Source organism: Herbaspirillum sp. SJZ099 (assembly GCF_007828355.1).
Lineage (GTDB): Bacteria > Pseudomonadota > Gammaproteobacteria > Burkholderiales > Burkholderiaceae_D > Herbaspirillum.
The window spans coordinates 519,078-538,535 of the sequence record NZ_VIUO01000001.1 but is presented as its reverse complement, the minus strand read 5'-3'; the positions used below and the strand labels follow the sequence as shown (position 1 = coordinate 538,535).

At 64.1% G+C, this 19,458-nt stretch carries 18 protein-coding genes; 12 read left to right on the top strand and 6 right to left on the bottom strand.

Annotation, left to right across the window (positions count from 1 at the left end; translation table 11 throughout):
• Positions 1-129: 129 nt before the first annotated feature.
• Positions 130-618, bottom strand: a complete 489-nt coding sequence (locus tag FB597_RS02300) for an Lrp/AsnC ligand binding domain-containing protein (protein WP_141913218.1) — start codon at positions 616-618, stop codon at positions 130-132.
• A gap of 108 nt (positions 619-726) precedes the next feature.
• Between FB597_RS02300 and FB597_RS02295 the strand changes: the two genes are divergently transcribed.
• Positions 727-2,082 (top strand): D-amino acid dehydrogenase, encoded by a 1,356-nt coding sequence (locus tag FB597_RS02295; protein WP_370454639.1) that lies wholly within the window; start codon positions 727-729, stop codon positions 2,080-2,082.
• Positions 2,083-2,252: 170 nt separating this feature from the next.
• On the opposite strand, the gene FB597_RS02290 is transcribed toward FB597_RS02295, so the two are convergent.
• From FB597_RS02290 to FB597_RS02275, 4 genes are all read right to left on the bottom strand, one after another.
• Positions 2,253-3,512: an MFS transporter gene (locus tag FB597_RS02290; RefSeq protein WP_370454638.1), complete on the bottom strand. Its 1,260-nt coding sequence runs from the start codon at positions 3,510-3,512 to the stop codon at positions 2,253-2,255.
• Positions 3,513-3,649: 137 nt separating this feature from the next.
• A complete protein-coding gene (alkB, locus tag FB597_RS02285; protein WP_144767912.1) occupies positions 3,650-4,300 on the bottom strand; it encodes a DNA oxidative demethylase AlkB in 651 nt (216 codons plus the stop codon).
• Positions 4,301-4,534: 234 nt separating this feature from the next.
• On the bottom strand, positions 4,535-5,659 hold the full coding sequence (ada, locus tag FB597_RS02280) for a bifunctional DNA-binding transcriptional regulator/O6-methylguanine-DNA methyltransferase Ada (RefSeq protein ID WP_141913215.1): 1,125 nt from the start codon (positions 5,657-5,659) through the stop codon (positions 4,535-4,537).
• Positions 5,660-5,769: 110 nt separating this feature from the next.
• Complete coding sequence (locus FB597_RS02275) at positions 5,770-6,288, bottom strand: Lrp/AsnC family transcriptional regulator (protein ID WP_141913214.1); 519 nt, start codon at positions 6,286-6,288, stop codon at positions 5,770-5,772.
• 246 nt (positions 6,289-6,534) lie between these two features.
• On the opposite strand from FB597_RS02275, the gene hppD reads away from it, so the two are divergent.
• The 10 genes from hppD (at position 6,535) to FB597_RS02225 (ending at position 18,479) form a co-directional block, all read left to right on the top strand.
• Positions 6,535-7,641 carry a 4-hydroxyphenylpyruvate dioxygenase gene (gene hppD / locus FB597_RS02270; protein WP_141913213.1) on the top strand — a complete coding sequence of 369 codons (1,107 nt, stop codon included), beginning with the start codon at positions 6,535-6,537 and terminating at the stop codon, positions 7,639-7,641.
• Between the two features lie 304 nt (positions 7,642-7,945).
• Positions 7,946-8,938: a sugar-binding transcriptional regulator gene (locus tag FB597_RS02265; RefSeq protein ID WP_141913212.1), complete on the top strand. Its 993-nt coding sequence runs from the start codon at positions 7,946-7,948 to the stop codon at positions 8,936-8,938.
• Positions 8,935-10,512, top strand: a complete 1,578-nt coding sequence (gene glpD, locus FB597_RS02260; RefSeq protein WP_141913211.1) for a glycerol-3-phosphate dehydrogenase — start codon at positions 8,935-8,937, stop codon at positions 10,510-10,512. Before FB597_RS02265 ends, glpD begins: the two co-directional genes overlap by 4 nt.
• 149 nt (positions 10,513-10,661) lie before the next feature.
• Positions 10,662-11,714 (top strand): ABC transporter ATP-binding protein, encoded by a 1,053-nt coding sequence (locus FB597_RS02255; protein ID WP_141913210.1) that lies wholly within the window; start codon positions 10,662-10,664, stop codon positions 11,712-11,714.
• Between the two features lie 116 nt (positions 11,715-11,830).
• Entirely contained in the window at positions 11,831-13,126 is a 1,296-nt protein-coding gene (locus FB597_RS02250; protein WP_141913209.1) for an ABC transporter substrate-binding protein, read from the top strand.
• A 148-nt stretch (positions 13,127-13,274) separates the two neighbouring features.
• The gene (locus tag FB597_RS02245; protein WP_144767910.1) at positions 13,275-14,150 is read left to right on the top strand and encodes a carbohydrate ABC transporter permease; all 876 of its coding nucleotides are present in this window, start codon (positions 13,275-13,277) and stop codon (positions 14,148-14,150) included.
• Entirely contained in the window at positions 14,147-14,980 is an 834-nt protein-coding gene (locus FB597_RS02240; RefSeq protein ID WP_141913207.1) for a carbohydrate ABC transporter permease, read from the top strand. Before FB597_RS02245 ends, FB597_RS02240 begins: the two co-directional genes overlap by 4 nt.
• A gap of 135 nt (positions 14,981-15,115) precedes the next feature.
• Complete coding sequence (locus FB597_RS02235; RefSeq protein ID WP_186442726.1) at positions 15,116-15,991, top strand: endonuclease/exonuclease/phosphatase family protein; 876 nt, start codon at positions 15,116-15,118, stop codon at positions 15,989-15,991.
• On the top strand, positions 15,988-16,779 hold the full coding sequence (locus tag FB597_RS02230; protein ID WP_144767906.1) for an HAD-IIB family hydrolase: 792 nt from the start codon (positions 15,988-15,990) through the stop codon (positions 16,777-16,779). Before FB597_RS02235 ends, FB597_RS02230 begins: the two co-directional genes overlap by 4 nt.
• The gene (locus FB597_RS02225) at positions 16,776-18,479 is read left to right on the top strand and encodes a Na/Pi cotransporter family protein (protein WP_144767904.1); all 1,704 of its coding nucleotides are present in this window, start codon (positions 16,776-16,778) and stop codon (positions 18,477-18,479) included. The genes FB597_RS02230 and FB597_RS02225 overlap by 4 nt, the downstream gene beginning before the upstream one ends.
• A 157-nt stretch (positions 18,480-18,636) precedes the next feature.
• Here the strand turns inward: FB597_RS02225 and bamE are convergent, their stop codons facing one another.
• Complete coding sequence (gene bamE / locus FB597_RS02220; protein WP_144767901.1) at positions 18,637-19,164, bottom strand: outer membrane protein assembly factor BamE; 528 nt, start codon at positions 19,162-19,164, stop codon at positions 18,637-18,639.
• Between the two features lie 80 nt (positions 19,165-19,244).
• Between bamE and FB597_RS02215 the strand changes: the two genes are divergently transcribed.
• On the top strand, positions 19,245-19,448 hold the full coding sequence (locus FB597_RS02215; RefSeq protein ID WP_141913202.1) for a DUF3460 family protein: 204 nt from the start codon (positions 19,245-19,247) through the stop codon (positions 19,446-19,448).
• Positions 19,449-19,458: the final 10 nt, after the last annotated feature.

Genomic DNA, 19,458 nt, shown 5'->3' with positions numbered 1-19,458 from the left:
GCGGCTGCATGTACAGTCGCGACAGCAGGGACAGAGTACAGTGCGGCCGAACCTGGCGGATCAACTGTCCTTGCCATTGAGCGTATTCTTCCACGCCATTTCTCCATTTCGCCATTCCCTTTCTTGCGCTCACTCGTCGACCGGCAGCGCCAGGGTTTCCTTGATTTCTTCCATCACCACATAGCTCTTTGACTGCGCCGCGCCCGGCAGCTGCAGCAGGATATCGCCCAGCAGCTTGCGGTATTCGGCCATGCCGCGGATGCGCGCCTTGATCAGGTAATCGAAATCGCCCGACACCAGGTGGCATTCCTGCACCTCGGGAATGCGCAGCACTTCGCGCCGGAACTGCTCGAACATGTTGCCCGACTTGTGGTTCAGCGTGATTTCGACAAACACCAGCAAGGTCGCCCCCAGCGACTCGGGATTGACGCGCGCGTAGTAGCCGGTGATCACGCCGTCGCGTTCCATGCGGCGCACCCGCTCGATGCAGGGCGTGACCGACAGGCCAACCAGCTCGCCCAGCTCTTTCATGGAAATACGGCCGTCTTTCTGGAGCGCGGCGAGGATGCGGTGGTCAAGCTTGTCGAGGGTGCGGATCGATTGCTGCTGGGTTCTCATGGGCTTTCTCGCTGGCTTTCTCGTTAATGGTTATTTTTCACTATTTATTCCCGAATTTACAAATAAATATAGAAACAACCACTACATATTCATCAATATCATAGCGGAATACTCTACTCAACAAGCTGTTCTTCAGCACATACACATTCAGCGGGGGTTGCCATGCGTGTCGTCATTCTCGGAAGCGGTGTCATCGGCGTCACCAGCGCCTGGTACCTGGCCCGCGCCGGCCACGAAGTCACCGTGCTGGAGCGCCAGGACGGCCCGGCGCTGGAAACCTCGTTCGGCAACGCCGGCCAGATTTCCCCCGGCTACGCCTCGCCCTGGGCCGCGCCCGGCATTCCGCTCAAGGCCATCAAGTGGATGTTCCAGGAACACGCCCCGCTGGCCATCCGTCCGGACGGCACGCTGCGTCAACTGCGCTGGATGTGGCAGATGCTGCGCAACTGCAATGCCGCCAGCTACGCGGTCAACAAGGAACGCATGGTACGCCTGGCCGAATACAGCCGCGACTGCTTCCGCGACCTGCGCGCCGCTACCGGCATCCCTTATGAAGGCCGCCAGCAAGGCACGCTGCAACTGTTTCGCACGCAGGAGCAACTGGACGGCGCCGCCAGGGACATCGCCGTGCTGGAAGAAGCCGGCGTGCCGTATGAACTGCTCTCTTCCGACCAGCTCGAGCGCGCCGAACCGGCGCTGGCCAAGGTGCGCGGCAAGCTGGCCGGCGGCCTGCGCCTGCCCAATGACGAAACCGGCGACTGCCAGCTGTTCACCACCCGCCTGGCGGCGATGGCGCAAGAACTGGGGGTGAAGTTCCGCTACGGCGTTGCCATCGACGCGCTGGCCATGGCCGGCGGCAAGATCGCCGGCGTGGTATGCGGCAAGGAACTGGTGCAGGCCGATACCTATGTGGTGGCGCTCGGCTCCTACTCGCCGCAACTGCTGCGCGACGTGCCGGCCTTGCCCGAGATCCCGGTCTACCCGCTCAAGGGCTACTCGATCACGGTGCCGATCGTGGATGCCGCCGCCGCGCCGGTGTCGACCATCCTGGACGAAACCTACAAGATCGCCGTCACCCGTTTCGACGACCGCATCCGCGTGGGCGGCATGGCGGAGATCGTGGGCTACGACAAGACCCTGCGCGCCAAGCGCCGCGCCACGCTGGAACTGGTGGTCAACGACCTGTTCCCGGGCGCCGGCGACACCGCCCGGGCCAGCTTCTGGACCGGCCTACGCCCGATGACGCCGGACGGCACGCCGATCGTCGGCGCCACGCCGGTATCGAACCTGTACATCAACACCGGCCATGGCACGCTCGGCTGGACCATGTCGTGCGGCTCCGGCCAACTGCTGTCGGACCTGATGTCGGGCCGCCGCCCGGCCATCGCGTCGGCGGATCTCTCGGTGGCGCGCTACATGGATGGCGCAAGCCACCGCCACACGCCGCGCCTGGCCGGCGCCTGAGGCGCGCCGCGGCAAGGTTTCATCTCTTCTGCTTCCCTCGCAGAACGGTTGGCCGGAGTGCTATGCGCTCCGGCCTTTTTTCTTGCGCGCCGCCCCAAAACAACACGGCCGGGGCAAGGAAGCATCATGCTTCCCCGCACCCGGCCGTGCCGTGCGTACAGGCTTAAACGTCAGGCTGCGGCGGGCGCCGCCTCCACCTTTTGCATCTTCGGCAGGAACGCCGCCAGCAAGCCGATCAGCGGCAGGAAGGCGCATACCTGGTAGACGAAGTAGATGTCGGTCAGGTCGGCCAGCTTGCCCAGCAAGGCCGCGCCGATGCCGCCCATGCCGAACGCGAAGCCGAAGAACAGCCCCGAGACCGTGCCGATCTTGCCCGGCATCAGTTCTTGCGCGAACACCAGGATGGCCGAGAATGCCGAAGCCAGGATCAGGCCGATGATCACCGACAGCACGCCGGTCCAGAACAGGTTGGCATACGGCAGCATCAAGGTAAACGGCGCCACGCCCAGGATCGAGGTCCAGATCACCGCCTTGCGGCCGATGCGGTCGCCGATGGGGCCGCCGGCCACGGTGCCCACCGCCACCGCGAACAGGAAGGCGAACAGGTGGATCTGCGCATCCTGCACCGACAGCTGGAATTTGCTGATCAGGTAGAAGGTGAAGTAGCTCGACAGGCTGGCCATGTAGAAGTACTTGGAAAAGATCAGCAGCAACAGGATGCCGACCGCCTGCATGACCTTGTTTTTAGGCAGCGGCACATAGGCCGGCCCCTTCTTCTTCGCCTTGCCCTTGGCGGCGCTTTGCTGGCGCGCATACCAATGGCCGATCTGGCGCAGCACGACGATCGCCACCAGCGCCGCGATCGAAAACCAGGCGATGCTGGCCTGGCCGCCGGGAATGATGATCCACGCCGCCAGCAACGGCCCCATGGCGCTGCCGGCATTGCCGCCGACCTGGAACAGCGACTGCGCCAGGCCATGCCGTCCGCCGGACGCCATGCGCGCCACGCGCGAGGCTTCCGGATGGAACACCGAAGAGCCGGTACCCACCAGCGCCGCCGCCACCAGCAGCACGCCGAAGTTGGGCGCCACCGACAACAGCAGCAGGCCGCACAGCGTGGAGCCCATGCCGATGGCCAGCGAATACGGCTTCGGATGCTTGTCGGTGTACAGGCCGACCAGCGGCTGCAGCAGCGAGGCGGTGACCTGGAAGGTCAGCGTGATCAGGCCGATCTGGGCGAAGCTGAGATGGAAATTGCCCTTCAACAGCGGATAGATCGCCAGCAGCAGCGACTGGATCATGTCGTTGAGGAAGTGCGAGAAACTGATCGCGCCGAGTACCCGGAACCCGGTCTTCTCGGCCGGCTGCGGAGCCGATGCGGGCGGCATGGCCGGCGGATTGTCCGGCACGTTGTCGAGTGCTGTCTCCATAGTCATTATTTATTTTCCTGCAAGATGGAATGGATGACTCCGTCGCCGGCGACTTGGGCCTTGGATCGGAGGAAAACCGCAATTTTATGCCTGTCGGCGCGACTTGTCTTTTGAGGTCGACATTTGCGCCCGATGCCTCAGCGCGCGCGCCGGAACGTGAGGTTGTAGCGGCAGCGTCCGGTCAACGGATGCTCGCCCTCGGCCAGCGGATCGACGCCATGGAACAGCAGCCGCGCCGGGCCGCCCCACACCACCACATCGCCGCTGTCCAGCCGCATGCGGCGCGGCCGCTCGGAACGCTCCATGCCGCCGAACAGGAAGGTGGCCGGCAAGCCGAGCGACAGCGAGACGATCGGCTGCGCCATATCGAGTTCGTTCTTGTCCTGGTGCAGCGACATGCGCGCGCCGGGTTCGTAGCGATTGACCAGGCAGGCGTCCGGTGCGAAGTCGGCGAAGCCGGCTTCCTGCGCCGCGCTCGCGGCCAGTTGCGCAAACGCCGGCGGCATCGCGGGCCAGGCTTGTCCCGAGAGCGGATCCTCATGCTGGTAACGGTAGCCGCGGCGATCCGTCACCCAGCCGTATTGGCCGCAATTGCTCATCGCCACCGACATGCGAAAGCCGCCCGGCGTCTGCATGTGGCGCAATGGCGACTGCGCGATGACCAGCTCAATGGCTTGCAACAGTTCCCTCGCTTGCGCTGCCGCGAATGCGCGCAGCAGTACCGCCCCTTCCGTGATCGGCTCGCGAGAAGGCTGGGCGGGCAGGTCGGCGAACAGGTCGAAGGTCATCCTAGATCCGGCAGTTGAATGCGTTCGCCGGTGCCGTGATCGGCGTGCCAGGCAAGGCGCGACGACGCGGCGCACCGCTGTGCGCAAGGAGGAGCAACGCCGCATGGTGCGGCGAGCGCGGTGCCGGCGAATGCATAGCGCTCTCTCCATCAAGAGGAACGGTATTGATACGGACAATGCTTGTGTTCATACGGCTCTCCAGGGATAGCAAGCGGTCAACTGCCGGATCTAGGATCACGGCTTGGCGACGCGCTCCTTCTCCAGCAGCGCCTGCTTGCGCTCCACGCCCCAGCGGTAACCGGAGAGCGAGCCGTCCAGCCGCACGATGCGGTGGCAAGGAATCAGCAAGGCGATCTCGTTATTGGCGCAGGCGCTGGCCACGGCGCGCACCGCGGCCGGGCTGCCGATGCGCTCGGCCAGCGCCGAATAACTCAGGGTAACGCCGGGCGGGATGCTGCGCAGCGCTTGCCACACGCGCTGCTGGAACGCCGTGCCGCGCACATCCAGCGGCAAATCCAGCCCGCGCTCGGGCGCCTCGATGAAACCCAGCACCTGCGCCAGCATCCGCTCGAATTGGGCATCGCCGCCCACCAGTTCGGCCTTGGGGAAACGATCTTGCAGTTCCTGCACCAGCACCTCCGGATCGTCGCCCAGCGCGACGGCACAAATGCCCTTGGCGGTAGCCGCCACCAGCAACGCGCCCAGCCAGCATTGCGCCACCGCGAAACAAATGCGTTCGCCGCTGCCGCCCTGGCGATAGGCGCTGGGTTTCATGCCCAGCCGCTCGCCGCTCTGTTCGTAGAAACGGCCGCTGGAATTGAAGCCGGCGTCGTACATCGCTTCGGTCACGCTGGCGCTGCCCGGCAGGCGGCTGCGCATGCGCTCGGCGCGCTGGCCGTCGGCGTAGGCACGGGGCGTGACGCCGGTGTGCGCCTTGAACAGGCGATGGAAGTGGTAGCGGCTCAGGCCCACCGCGTCGGCCAGCGTTTCCAGCGCAAGCGGCGCCTCGGCCTGCTCGATCAGGCGGCAGGCTTGCGCCACCGCCTGCGCCTGGCGTTCTTCCAATCTAGGCTGGTTCGGCTTGCAGCGCTTGCAGGCGCGAAACCCCGCCGCCTCGGCGGCCGCGCAACTGTCATGGAAAGCCACATTCTTGCGCAAGGCCAAACGCGCCGCGCACGAGGGCTTGCAATAGACGCCGGTGCTGCGCACCGAATAATAGAATTGGCCGTCGGCCGCCTTGTCGCGGCGCTGCACGGCTTGCCAGCGCAGCTCATCATCGGCGCAGGCAGGCGCCGCCGCCGGCATTGGCGGGACGGCTGGGGCGTTGCGGCGGGAATGTCGGGTAGCCATGGTATGCATGATGCGCTCCTTTGATCGCGACTGGTGATGCATGCAGTCTATGGATCGCCGGAGCATGCCGCACTCCGGCGCTTGCTTTCAAATTCGCGCCGGGGAAGCGACAATAAAGCTTACTGCGAAAACCGGATGCGCTGGCGCGACTTCACCGGCTGCATCACATGTTCCAGCGGCAGTTCGTGCGATTGCTTGACCTTCTTCAGGGTGATGTTGGACTTCACGTTGGTCACCCCCGGCAAGCGCAGCAACTGGGTCATCATGAATTCGGAAAAGCTCGCCAGGTCGGGCGCCACGATGCGCAGGATATAATCGGCTTCGCCAGTGATGGAAAAACATTCGGTCACTTCCGGCATGCCTTCCACCGACTTTTCGAACAGTTCGCCGCGGGTTTCGCCCTGGCGGTCCAATGTGACGGTGGTAAAGGCGGTCACCCCCAGGCCGACCACGGCGGCATCGAGCACGGCGGTGTAGCGCTCGATCACGTGGGCCTCTTCCAGCCGCTGCACGCGGCGGCTGATCTGCGATGTGGACAGGTGCACCTTCTGCCCCAGGGCGCTGTTGGTGATGTGTCCGTCGCGTTGCAGCTCGGTCAGCAAGGCGAGGTCATAGCGGTCGACATTGATGATGCTCATTTATCTCTCCAATCTCTGAATTTAAGAATTATTTGTGCGTATTATCGGTGTTATTGCGCAAAAAACAATCACATATTGCATCAACGGCACAATAAACTCCCCCCATGGGCTGGCAATATCGCAGCTCTCCCTTTAAAACACAGGGAATCGGCCTGCCGCCACCGCCTATCCATGCCAAAACGGCAATCATGGCGCCCCGCGATCCGGGAAGCGGCTACCCGATTCCCCACCACAAGGAGACAACTCATGGGCCACGCAGACAGCAATCTCATCCCCGCCGCCAAGCCGCAGGACCTGTTCGACAATCCCATGGGCACCGACGGTTTCGAGTTCGTCGAATACGCCGCTGCCGACACCAGCGCCATCTCTTCCGTGCTGGAACTGATGGGCTTCGTTGCCGTGGCGCGCCACCGCTCCAAGAACGTCACCCTGTATCGCCAGGGCCAGATCAACTTCATCCTCAACGGCGAACCCGACAGCAACGCCGCCGCTTTCGCGCAGGTGCATGGCGCCTCGGTCAACGCCATGGCGTTTCGCGTCAAGGATGCGGCCTTCGTCTACAAGCGCGCACTGGAGCTGGGCGCCGAAGGCGTGGAGGCCAAGCTGGGGCCGATGGAACTGAACATCCCGGCCATCCGCGGCATCGGCGGCTCGCTGCTGTACCTAGTGGACCGCTATGGCGATAACGGCAATAGCGGCTCGATCTATGACATCGACTTCCAGTTCCTGCCCGGCGTCGACCGCAATCCCAAGGGCGTGGGCCTGACCTATATCGACCACCTCACCCATAACGTGATGCGCGGCGCCATGGACACCTGGTCGTCGTTCTACACCCGCCTGTTCAATTTCCGCGAGATCAAGTACTTCGATATCGAAGGCAAGATGACCGGCCTGAAGTCGCGCGCCATGACCAGCCCCTGCGGCAAGATCCGCATTCCCATCAACGAGAGCGCCGACGACAAGTCGCAGATCGAGGAATTCATCAAGCAGTACAACGGCGAAGGCATCCAGCACATCGCGCTGGGCACCGACGACATCTACCAGACCGTGCGCAAGCTGCGCGGCCGCGGCGTGCCGCTGCAGGACACCATCGATACCTATTACGACCTGGTCGAGCGCCGCATCCCCGGCCACGGCGAAGACCTGGATGCGCTGCGCGAACTGAAGATCCTGATCGACGGCGCCCCCACCGCCGGCCAGGGCCTGCTGTTGCAGATATTTACCCAGAACGTGATCGGCCCGGTGTTCTATGAAATCATCCAGCGCAAGGGTAACGACGGTTTCGGCGAAGGCAACTTCAAGGCCTTGTTCGAATCGATCGAACTCGACCAGATGCGCCGCGGCGTGATCTGATCCCCGCCCCCCAAGGCGGCGCGAACCCCGAGCGAGGCAAACCGCCTCGCTTTTTTTTCATCGGCTGCGCCGCTTGCGACTTACCCTCAGGAAATTCCAGTACATGGCCACCTGCGGCAAGGCCCGTCCTGCACTGGGATGGATGCCACACTCTGCCCGGAACATCCGTTCATCAAGCCGTAACAAAAGCTCATTACTATCCCCGACTGCTGCACAGCCACATCGATAAGCCTTTACTTATCGCGTCAATTTCATTATTGTTACAAACGTTCAATATTGATGATCATACGTTCAAACGAGAAAAATGGCTAACGGGGACCGCCAGGAAACAGCGTACATGGCCGTGCGCGTCGCGCGCCTGTACTACTTCCAGAACATGACCACCGCCGCGATCGCCGAGGAAATCGGCACGTCGCGCGCCACGGTATCACGCCTGCTGTCCTATGCCCTGGACCGCGGCCTGGTGGAAATCCGCGTGCACGATCCGCAGGAAGTCTCCGGCAACCTCGAAACCGCCATCGCCGAACGCTACAGGCTGCGCTCGATCCAGGTAGTGCCGGTGTCGGCCGCCGCCACCGAGAAGGAAACCCTGCAGCGCGTGGCCGGCCATGCCGCAGCCTACGTCAGTTCGCTGGTGGCGCCGTCCACCGTGATCGGCCTGGCCTGGGGCACCACCGTGGCCGAGATCGCCGACAGGCTGCTGCCCAAGCAGGTGCATGACGTCGACGTGGTGCAGTTGAACGGCTCGGGCACCGGCATCAACTTCGTCAATACCATCGGCGAATCCATCGTCTCGCGCTTTGCGCAGAACTACGGCGCGCGCGCCCATCACTTCCCGGTGCCGGCGTTTTTCGACTACGCCGACACCCGCACCGCGCTGTGGCGCGAAAGAAGCATCAAGTCCATCCGCGCGCTGCAGGACAGCGCCTCCATCCTGCTGTTTTCCATCGGCGCCGAAGCCACCGGCAGCCACGTCCACACCGGCGGCTATTTGTCCGACGAAGAGCGCAAGCAGATCCGGGAAGAAGGCCTGGTCGGCGATATCGCCACCGTGTTCTTCCGCGAAGACGGCAGTTGGCGCGACGTCGCGCTCAACGCGCGCAGCAGCGGCCCCGACATGGATTGCTTCCAGCGGGCCGCGCATTCGATCTGCGTGGTATCGGGCAAGGGCAAGATCCCCGGCCTGCGCGCGGCGCTGCAAGGCGGCTTCATCAATGAACTGGTGATCGACGAGCCGAGCGCGCGCCTGCTGGTGGAGCAGATCCGCGCAGCCGACGGCAAGGAAAGCGCAGCATGAATACCAACACCCCCTACGACATCCTGGTCATCGGCGGCGGCATCAATGGCGCCGGCGTGGCGCGCGACGCCGCCGGACGCGGCCTGTCGGTGGCCCTGTGCGAACAGGGCGACTTCGCCGGCGCGACCTCCTCGGCCAGCACCAAGCTGATCCACGGCGGCCTGCGCTATCTCGAATACTACGAATTCCGGCTGGTGGCCGAAGCGCTGTCCGAGCGCGAACACCTGCTCGACATCGCGCCGCACATCGCCTGGCCGCTGCGCTTCGTCATGCCGCACGTGGCCGGCCTGCGGCCGCGCTGGATGATCCGCCTGGGCCTGTGGCTGTACGACCATATCGGCGGGCGCATCAGCCTGCCCAAATCGCAGGGCGTGCAACTGGACCGCATGGCGCATCCCAGCGGCCTGAAAAAGAGCATCACGCGCGGCTTCGCCTATTCCGACGCCTGGGTCGATGACGCCCGGCTGGTCATCTTCAACCTGCTCTCCGCGCAGGAACACGGCGCCGAGATCATGGCGCGCACCCGCCTGGTCGAGGCGCAGCGCCATGAATCCCAGGACGGCGGCGACAATCATTGGCTCTGCACGCTGGAAAACACCCGCAGCGGCGAACGCCGCACCGTGCAGGCGCGGGCCATCGTCAATACGGCCGGCCCCTGGGTGGCAAAGATGGACCACCTGCTCAATGCCGGCGCCGGCGGCAACGCCAAGCATGCCGCCGTCAAGCTGGTGCGCGGCAGCCATATCGTGGTGCCGCGCCTGTTCGACGGCGAGCACGCCTACATCCTGCAAAACGACGACAAGCGCATCGTCTTCATGATTCCTTATGAAGAGCGCTACACCCTGATCGGCACCACCGACGTCCCGCAGGAAAACATGGACCACGGCGCGCAGATCAGCGCCGAGGAAGAAGCCTACCTGCTGCGCGCGGTCAACCAATACCTGGAACAGCCGATCGGCGCACAAGACATCGCCTGGCGCTACGCCGGCGTGCGTCCGCTGTTCGACGACGAATCCGACAACCCCTCGGCCGTCACCCGCGACTACACGCTGGTGCTGCAGGCCGAACGCGAACTGCCTTGCGTCTCGGTCTACGGCGGCAAGATCACCACCTATCGCCGCCTGGCCGAGTCGGTCATGGACAAGCTGGCGCCGTGGATGCAAAGCCGCGCCCGCCGCGCCTCCTGGACCGCGACCGAAGCCCTGCCCGGCGCAAAATTCAAGCGCGCCGACCGCGCCGATGAAGTGGCGCGGCTGCAAAAGAAATATGCGCAGCTCGATGCCGGCTACCTGGCGCGCCTGTTCTCCCGCCACGGCTTGAAGAGTCACAACATCCTGCGCGAAGCGCAAACCCCGGCCGAACTGGGGCGCGATTTCGGCGGCGGGCTGCGGCAGCGCGAAGTGGAATACCTGGCCATGCATGAATGGGCCTGCGAAGCCGACGATGTGCTGTGGCGCCGCACCAAGTGCGGCCTGCACATGAGCGAGCAGCAGCGGCAGGCGTTCAAGGCCTGGTTTGCCGAGTTCAGCGCCAATCGCTTTTGCCCGAGCCGCATGCAGGCCAGGAACGAATGAGCAGGATTTCACGCCGCGCGTGAAAACGATTACAGCCGTTCAGCGCAGCCCTGCTGCAATGAACGGATCAGCACCAACAGACCCAGGCGGACGCCAGCCAACGGCCGGCCATCCGCTTATTGAGACAGAGATAGCAAGGGGAACGCGGGATGGCAGCAATTTCGTTGCAAGGCATTACCAAGAGCTGGGGCGAAGCCCAGGCCGTCAAAGGCATCGACTTCGAAGTGAAGTCGGGCGATTTCACCGTCCTGCTGGGGCCGTCCGGCTGCGGCAAGTCGACCACCCTGCGCCTGATCGCCGGGCTGGACATCCCCACCACCGGCATCATCCGCATCGGCGAGCGCGACGTCACCAACCTGCCGCCGGCGCAGCGCAAGATCGCCATGGTGTTCCAGTCATACGCACTGTTCCCGCACCTGAACGTGCGCGACAACATCCTGTTCGGCGTGCGCGTGCGCAAGGAACCCAAGCAGGAGTTTGAACCGCGCCTGAAACGCGTGGCCGACATCCTCGGCCTGTCGCACCTGCTGGATCGCCGCCCCGGCCAACTGTCCGGCGGCCAGCAGCAGCGCGTAGCGCTGGGCCGGGCGATCATCGCCGACGCCCCGGTATGCCTGATGGACGAGCCGCTGTCCAACCTCGACGCCCAGTTGCGGCAAGAGATGCGGCGCGAGATCCGCGCCCTGCAGCAGCAACTGAACATGACCATGATCTACGTCACCCACGACCAGACCGAGGCGATGAGCATGGCCGACCAGGTGATCCTGCTGCGCGACGGCAAGATCGAACAGAACGCGCCGCCGGCCGAACTGTATGCGCAGCCGGCCACGGTCTTCGCCGCGCGCTTCATCGGTACGCCGCCGATGAACATCCTGCCGCTGGCGCAGGGCGCGGGCGGCCTGGTCATCGCCGGCAGCGATGGCCCGGCGGTAACGGCCGGCAGCGGCGGCGAGCAATGGCAGTTGGGCCTGCGCCCGGAACACATCGTCCTGGCCGAGACCGGCGTGGCGGCGGTCGTGGAGACGGTGGAATATTTCGGCGCCGACACCATTATCGGCGCCCGGGTCGGCGAGGCCGCCTTGCTGGTGCGCGTACCCGGCCAGTTGTCGCTGCGCGCGAGCGACCGCGTCCGGCTCAACTGGGACGCAAAGGATCAGTATTTCTTCGACAGGCAGACCGGGATGCGACGTCATCCCAATTAAGAACCCGTTTCATTGTGAAACGAGTTCTTTACCGGCCCACGCCGGCAGAGTGAGACCCAACAATAGCAACCGCCAAGTTGCAGCCAACTTTTCAACCTTATGGGAGAGACGCAATCATGCGTAGAGCAATTCTGAAATCCGCGGCCGCCCTGGCCGTCAGTGCCGCTATCGGCGCCTGCTTCAGCACCAGCGCCTTCGCCGCCAACCCGGTCGAAATCAGCTTCTACTACCCGGTCGCCGTCGGCGGCGCCGTCACCAAGACCATCGACAGCATGGTGGCCGACTTCGAAAAGGCCAACCCGGACATCAAGGTCAAGGCGGTCTATGCCGGCACCTACCAGGAAAGCATCGTCAAGGCGCTGACCGCATTCAAGAGCGGCACCCCGCCGACGCTGGCGGTGCTGCTGTCGACCGACCTGTTCACCCTGATCGACGAAAACGCCATCGTGCCCATCGACGGCCTGGCCAACGACAAGGCCTGGATCGACGGCTTCTACAAGGGTTTCATGGAGAACAGCCAGACCGGCGGCAAGACCTGGGGCGTGCCGTTCCAGCGCTCGACCATCGTCATGTACTACAACAAGAACCTGTTCAAGGAAGCCGGCCTGAACCCGGACAAGGCGCCCGCCACCTGGACCGAAATGGTGGAAGCCGCCAAGAAGCTGACCAAGCGCGACGCTGCCGGCAACGTCAGCCAGTGGGGCGTGAAGATCCCCTCGACCGGGTTCGGCTACTGGATGTTCCAGGCCATGACCGCCTCCAACGACACCATCCTGATGAACAACGCCGGCACCAAGACCTACTTCGACAAGCCGGGCGCGGTCCAGGCGCTGCAGCACTGGGTCGACCTGGCCGCCAAGGACAAGGTGATGCCGTCCGGCACGATCGAATGGGGCACCACGCCCAAGGATTTCCTGGAACAGAAGGCCGCCATGGTGTGGACCACCACCGGCAACCTGACCAATATCCGCAGCAACGCGAGCTTCCCGTTCGGCGTGGCCATGCTGCCGGGCAACAAGCACCCGGGCAGCCCGACCGGCGGCGGCAACTTCTACGTCTTCAACAAGACCTCGCCGGAGCAGCAAAAGGCGGCGATGAAGTTCATCCGCTTCGCCACCGAACCGGCGCGCGCGGCGCAATGGTCGATCGCCACCGGCTATGTGGCCCCGCGCCAGGACGCCTGGGATACGCCGGAAATGAAGAAGTACCTGCAGGAAGTGCCGGCCGCCGATGTGGCGCGCGAACAGATGAAGTACGGCGTGGCCGAGTTGTCGACGCATGACAACCAGCGTGTGACCAAGGCGCTCAACGACAACCTGCAAGCCGCCCTGTCCGGCACCAAGACGCCGGAAGCGGCGTTGAAGGATGCCCAGCGCGAGTCGGACCGCATCCTGCGTTCCTACGGCCGTTAAGCCTGTGCCGCACCTGCCGTAAAACCGGCCTGCCGCAGTCCCCGGCCCTTGCGACCGGGACTGCCTGGCGGGCCGGGGTTTCAAACTTTGAATGTTCCGGCGCACGCCGCTGCGCCCTTGCCGTCCGGACAAGGCATAAAGGTCACCGATGAACCGTACCCATTCTTCCGTCACACCCTGGCTGCTGCTGTTGCCGGCCATGGTGCTGCTGGTCGCCTTCACCCACTACCCGGCCGTGGCCACCATCTGGCACAGCTTCTTCTCCACGCCCAAGGGCGCCAACCCGTCGGTGTTCGTCGGCCTGGAGAACTATGCGCTGATGGCCGACGACCCGGTATTCTGGCGCGCCTTCTTCAACAACCTGTGGTTCGCGCTGGGCACCATCCCGGTCTCGATCGCGCTGGCCATCATGATGGCGCTGTGGGTCAACGACCGCCTGTTCGGCCGCGGCCTGCTGCGCCTGGCCTATTTCACGCCGACCGTGCTGCCGATGATCGCGGTGGCCAACATCTGGCTGTTCTTCTACACGCCGCAATACGGCCTGCTGGAACAGATCACCGCCGCGCTCGGCCTGCCCTCGCATAACTGGCTGGGCAATCCCAACACCGTGCTGGGCGCCATGATGGTGGTGGCGATCTGGAAGGAAGCCGGCTTCTTCATGATTTTCTACCTGGCCGCGCTGCAACAGATCTCGCCGGTGCTGGCCGAGGCCGCCGGCCTGGAAGGCGCAAGCCGCTGGCAGTATTTCTGGAAGGTGCAGTTCCCGCTCCTGATGCCGACCACGCTGTTCGTGCTGATCAACGCGCTGATCAACTCCTTCCGCCTGGTCGACCATATCGTGGTGATGACCAAGGGCGGGCCGGACAACGCCAGCTCGCTGCTGCTGTACTACATCTATGAAGTCGGCTTCGCCTTCTGGGACTCGTCCTATGCCGCCGCGCTGACCGTGGTGGTGCTGGCCATGCTGGGCATCATCGCCTTCGTCAAATTCCGTATCCTCGACCGCAGGACCCATTACCAATGATCTCGCAGACCTCCAATCCCTTCGGCGAGCGCAACCGGGCGCTGGAAACGATTTCGGCCTGGGTGCTGGGCTTCCTGTGGCTGCTGCCGCTGCTGTATGCGGTGTGGACCGCCTTCCACCCGTCCGAATTCGCCACGCGCTTTTCGCTCTCGGCCCCGCTGACGCTGCAGAACTTCGCCAACGCCTGGGACGCCGCGCCGTTCCCGCGCTACTTCCTCAATACCTTCCTGCTGGTGACCATGATCCTGGCGGCGCAGATGCTGCTGGCCACGCTGGCGGCCTATGCCTTCGCCCGTTTCGAGTTCCGCGGCAGCAATGTGATGTTCATGCTGGTGCTGCTGCAGCTGATGGTGATGCCCGACATCCTGATCGTCGAGAACTACAACACCATGAACCTGCTCGGCCTGCGCGACACCATCCTGTCGATCGGCCTGCCCTACTTCGCCTCGGCCTTCGGCATTTTCCTGCTGCGCCAGACCTTCAAGACCGTGCCGCGCGAGCTGGACGAGGCCGCCACGGTGGAAGGCGCCTCGGCGCTGCAGGTGCTCATGCAGGTCTACGTGCCGCTGGCCAAGCCAATCTACATCGCCTTCGGGCTGGTTTCGATCAGCACCCACTGGAACAACTTCCTGTGGCCGCTGATCGTCACCAACTCGGTCGAATCGCGCCCGCTCACCGTCGGCCTGCAGGTGTTCTCCTCGACCGACCAGGGCGTCGACTGGTCCATCATCACCGCCGCCACCCTGATGACCTCGGCGCCGCTGCTGCTGGCTTTCCTGCTGTTCCAGCGCCAGTTCGTGCAGTCCTTCATGCGCGCCGGCATCCGTTGAGAAAAAATGTTATAAACAATATACATACAAACAATGACGGGCCCGCAGAGGCCCGCTTCGCAAGACCATAAAACGGCATCGCCTGCATCGCGCGACATCGCAACATCGCAGTCGGCAACAGAGCAAGGAAGACCAATGAAACTCATCAGCTGGAACATCCAGTGGGCCCGCGGCATCGACGGCCGCGTGGATCCGGCCCGCATCGTGCGCGACGCGCGCGCCATGGGCGACTTCGACGTGTTGTGCCTGCAGGAAGTGGGCGCCAACTATCCGGCCCCGGGCCTGGCCGGCAGCGCCGGCGAAAACCAGTTCGAACAGTTCGCGCAATTGCTGCCGGATTTCACCCCCGTGCCCATCGCCGGCGTCGACGTGATCGCCGCCGACGGTTCGCGCCGCTGCTTCGGCAACATGGTGCTGTCGCGCTATCCGGTGCAGCGCGTGCTGCGCCACCAGTTGCCGTGGCCGGTCGACCCGAACGTGATCAGCATGCCGCGCACGCTGCTGGAAGTGACGCTGGACACGCCGCTGGGCCCGCTGCGGGTGATGAACACGCACCTCGAATATTATTCCGCGATGCAGCGCAAGGCACAGGTCGAAGCGATCCGCCGCTGCCACGAAGAGACCTGCGGCCGCGCCGCCGGCGAAATGGCCGCGGATCGCCGCGGATCGCCCTATCACGCCTTCCCGCACGCCACCCGGACCATCCTCGCCGGCGATTTCAACTTCCGCCCGGAAGACCCGCTGCATGCGCGCCTGCAGGAACCGTTCGCCGGCCGCGACGGCAATGCGTCGCAACATGTGCCGCGCCTGGTCGACGCCTGGCAGCACCTGCACGGGAACCAGACACATCCGATCAATGTCGGTCAATATGACCGCGAGCAATGGCCCGAGGCGTTCACCTGCGACTTCATCTTCGCCAGCGAAGACCTGCTGCCGCATCTGCGCGCCTTCGAAGTCGACGGCCATACGCAGTCCTCCGACCACCAGCCGCAATTGCTGGAGCTGCGATGAGACCGCTGGATCAGATGCCGCAGGCGCAGGTCGCCACCGTGTTCACCGATATCGACGATACGCTGACCACCGACGGAAAACTGAGCGCCCTGGCGTATGAAGCCCTGGAGGAATTGCAGCAGGCGGGGCTGCGGGTGATCCCCGTGACCGGGCGTCCGGCCGGATGGTGCGACCAGATCGCACGCCTGTGGCCGGTGGACGGTATCATCGGGGAAAACGGGGCGCTTTATATGTGGCACGACGCGCACACCGGCAAGCTGCGCACCCGCCATCTTCTTGATGAAGAAAGCCGCGCCGGCAATGCCGCGCGCCTGGCGGCGGTATGCCAGCGCATCCTGCGCGAAGTGCCCGGATGCGCGGTGGCGTCCGACCAGTTCTGCCGCCAGTACGACCTGGCGATCGATTTCTGCGAGGACGTGCCGCCGCTGCCGCGCGCTGCGGTCGACCGCATCGTGCAAATCATGGAGGAATCGGGCATGACCGCGAAAATCAGTTCCATCCACGTCAATGGCTGGTTCGGCGATTACGACAAGCTGAGCATGGCGCGCCTGATGATGCGCGAGCGCTATGGCATCGACCTGGCCGACAAGGCCGAGCGCGACCGCTGCGTGTTCGCCGGCGACTCGCCCAACGACGCGCCGATGTTCGCCTACTTCCCGCTGTCGGTGGGCGTGGCCAATGTGCTCGAATTCGCCGACCGCCTGGCGCACGCGCCGCACTTCATCACCCGCCAGCCCTGCGGCGCAGGTTTCGCGGAACTGACCCGGCATCTGCTGGCCCGCCCGTGATTACCCTACTGCACCTGATGTCGGCGCTGGCCCTGCTGGTGTGGGGCACGCACATCGTGCGCACGGATGTCCTGCGGGTCTATGGCGCGCAACTGCGCCGCATCCTCTCCACCAGCATCACCCGCCGCTGGATGGCCTTCGCCGCCGGCGTGGGCGTGACCAGCCTGGTCCAGAGCAGCAATGCCACCGCCGTCATCGTGTGCTCCTTCGTGGCCCAGGGCCTGGTGGGCCTGACGCCGGCGCTGGCCATCATGCTGGGGGCAGACGTGGGCACCGCGCTGATGACGGGCGTGCTCAGCTTCGACCTCTCGTGGGTGTCGCCGCTGCTGATCTTCGGCGGCGTGGTGGTCTACCTGTCGCGCCGCCATACCTCGGTCGGCCGCCTGGGCCGCGCGGTGATCGGCCTCGGCCTGATCCTGCTGGCCCTGGAACTGATCGGCGCGGCCACGCAGCCGATGATGCACGCGGCCGGCATCAAGGTGCTGTTCTCTTCGCTGACCGGAGACGTGCTGCTCGATGCGCTGATCGGCGCGCTGTTCGCCATGCTGACCTATTCCAGCCTGGCCGCGGTGCTGCTGTCGGCCACGCTGGCCACGTCCGGCATCATCTCGCTGAAGGTGGCGCTGTGCCTAGTAATCGGCGCCAACCTGGGCAGCGGCGTCACCGCCCTGCTCTCTGCGGCCAGCCAGAACGTGGCCGGGCGCCGCGTGGCGCTGGGCAGCATGCTGTTCCGCCTGTCGGGCGCCATCGTGGTGCTGCCCTTCATCAACCAGCTTGAGCTGGTGATCGCGCAGTTCAGCCACGACCTGCGCTTCGGCGTGGTGGCATTCCATGTGATCTACAACAGCGTGCGCTGCGGCCTGCTATTGCCCCTGGTGGAACCGATGGCGCGCCTGTGCGTGCGCCTGCTGCCCGAGAATCCGCTGGATGACGATGCCATCCATTCGCGCCACCTCGACCCGGGCGCCATCGATACGCCCACCCTGGCGCTGGCCAATGCCTCGCGCGAAGTGCTGCGCATCGGGGATTTGATCGAAAAGATGCTGCACTGCCTGTTGCCGGTCATTCGTGAAAACGATACCATCCGCGCCCAGCAGATTCGCCGGATCGACGATGACGTCGACAAGCTCTATACCGAGGTGAAGATGTACATGGCGCGCGTCTCGCGCGAAGAGCTGTCGGCCCGCGAAGTGCGGCGCTGGACCGATGTCATCACGCTGACCATCAACCTGGAACAGGCCGGCGATATCATCGTGCGCATCGTCAAGGGCCTGGAGAGCAAGAAGATCGCGCCGCAGCGCACCTTCTCCGAGGCCGGCATGCAAGAGGTCTGCGAGATGCATGCGCGCCTGCTGGCCAGCCTGCAACTGGGGCTGTCGGTGTTCCTCGAAGGCGACTTGCGCAGCGCCCAGAAACTGCTGGCCGAAAAGGAATCCTTCCGCGACCTCGAACGCGCCTACGCCCAAAGCCACCTGGTCCGCCTGGCCGGCCAGACCCAGCAAAGCATCGAGACCAGTTCGCTGCACCTGGACCTGATCAGCGACATGAAGCGCATGCACTCGCTGTTCTGCTCGACCGCCTATTCGGTACTGGACGAGGCCGGGCTGCTGCGCCGCAGCCGCATGGAAAACAAGCAGGAAGCCGGGGAACGGCACCGCATGATGGAAAACCAGGACGGCGACTATTCGCATCCGCCCTGACAGCGGCGGCAGAAACAGCGCGCAACAGACAAGGCCGGCATCCGATGCCGGCCTTTTTCATGTTTTTTTATGCTTTTTTATGCTTTTTTATGCTTTTTTATGCTTTTTTATGCTTTTTCGTGCCTGTTCACCTCTGCGCACCAACAGGCATTGCATCTCAATGCCCGGAAATCTCGGAGAATGAGGTGCGCACCACCTGCTTCGTGCCGATATCGAAATGCACGTTGAAGAGGCGGTCTTCATGCACATAGCGGTACTTCCAGTCCCACACCTCTTCGTTCTTGCGGACGAACTGCACCACGCTGCGCGGCCGGCCCAGCATGCGCCGCACTTCATCGGCCGACATGCCGGGGCGGATCGTGTCGAAGTTCTCCTGGGTCAGGACTTGCCTGTAGTCAACCAGCGTGCCGGAGGCGCCGATGGCGAACATCCAGGTACGGATGCCTTCCGGCCCCTTGGGATATTCCAGGGTGCGGGCGCCGTTGCCGTCGTCCCAGACGGTGTCGGGCTGGCCCATCACGCCGCGCACGTCGGCCTCGGTGGAAATGCCTTTTTGCAGCTTGTCCAAGCCAAACTCCTCGATAGGATTGCCGTTGCGGTCACAGCCGAACATTGCCACGGCGGCAACAAGGGCGCCCACGGTCGCGGCGCAACGGCGGGTAAATTCGAAAAATCGCATACTCATTCCTGGCGCATCCTTTTGATTATCCCTGATCAAGAAAGGGTAAAATAAGCCCTCTGTGTTTCATTTGGCTTGAAAATATCATGCTCTTCGGAAAAAAGACCACCTACGTATCTGAAATCACCCAGTTCATCGACGAACTGAAGCAGAAGAATCCGAAGCTGGAAGAGTCGCAGCGCGCCGGCCGCGCCCTGCTGTGGGACAAGGAACCCATCGACCTGGACAAGACCGCCCGCGACAAGGCTTCGCGCGTGGCCCAGCAGCCCTACGTCTACCAGTCGCACTGATCAGGGCGGC

What these genes read in the sequence shown, in the direction of transcription:
- FB597_RS02300 (WP_141913218.1), bottom strand. Translation starts at nt 618, where the DNA reads ATGAGAACCCAGCAGCAATCGATCCGCACCCTCGACAAGCTTGACCAC.
- FB597_RS02290 (WP_370454638.1), bottom strand. Translation starts at nt 3,512, where the DNA reads ATGGAGACAGCACTCGACAACGTGCCGGACAATCCGCCGGCCATGCCG.
- alkB (WP_144767912.1), bottom strand. Translation starts at nt 4,300, where the DNA reads ATGACCTTCGACCTGTTCGCCGACCTGCCCGCCCAGCCTTCTCGCGAG.
- ada (WP_141913215.1), bottom strand. Translation starts at nt 5,659, where the DNA reads ATGCATACCATGGCTACCCGACATTCCCGCCGCAACGCCCCAGCCGTC.
- FB597_RS02275 (WP_141913214.1), bottom strand. Translation starts at nt 6,288, where the DNA reads ATGAGCATCATCAATGTCGACCGCTATGACCTCGCCTTGCTGACCGAG.
- hppD (WP_141913213.1), top strand. Translation starts at nt 6,535, where the DNA reads ATGGGCCACGCAGACAGCAATCTCATCCCCGCCGCCAAGCCGCAGGAC.
- FB597_RS02265 (WP_141913212.1), top strand. Translation starts at nt 7,946, where the DNA reads ATGGCTAACGGGGACCGCCAGGAAACAGCGTACATGGCCGTGCGCGTC.
- glpD (WP_141913211.1), top strand. Translation starts at nt 8,935, where the DNA reads ATGAATACCAACACCCCCTACGACATCCTGGTCATCGGCGGCGGCATC.
- FB597_RS02255 (WP_141913210.1), top strand. Translation starts at nt 10,662, where the DNA reads ATGGCAGCAATTTCGTTGCAAGGCATTACCAAGAGCTGGGGCGAAGCC.
- FB597_RS02250 (WP_141913209.1), top strand. Translation starts at nt 11,831, where the DNA reads ATGCGTAGAGCAATTCTGAAATCCGCGGCCGCCCTGGCCGTCAGTGCC.
- FB597_RS02245 (WP_144767910.1), top strand. Translation starts at nt 13,275, where the DNA reads ATGAACCGTACCCATTCTTCCGTCACACCCTGGCTGCTGCTGTTGCCG.
- FB597_RS02240 (WP_141913207.1), top strand. Translation starts at nt 14,147, where the DNA reads ATGATCTCGCAGACCTCCAATCCCTTCGGCGAGCGCAACCGGGCGCTG.
- FB597_RS02235 (WP_186442726.1), top strand. Translation starts at nt 15,116, where the DNA reads ATGAAACTCATCAGCTGGAACATCCAGTGGGCCCGCGGCATCGACGGC.
- FB597_RS02230 (WP_144767906.1), top strand. Translation starts at nt 15,988, where the DNA reads ATGAGACCGCTGGATCAGATGCCGCAGGCGCAGGTCGCCACCGTGTTC.
- bamE (WP_144767901.1), bottom strand. Translation starts at nt 19,164, where the DNA reads ATGAGTATGCGATTTTTCGAATTTACCCGCCGTTGCGCCGCGACCGTG.
- FB597_RS02215 (WP_141913202.1), top strand. Translation starts at nt 19,245, where the DNA reads ATGCTCTTCGGAAAAAAGACCACCTACGTATCTGAAATCACCCAGTTC.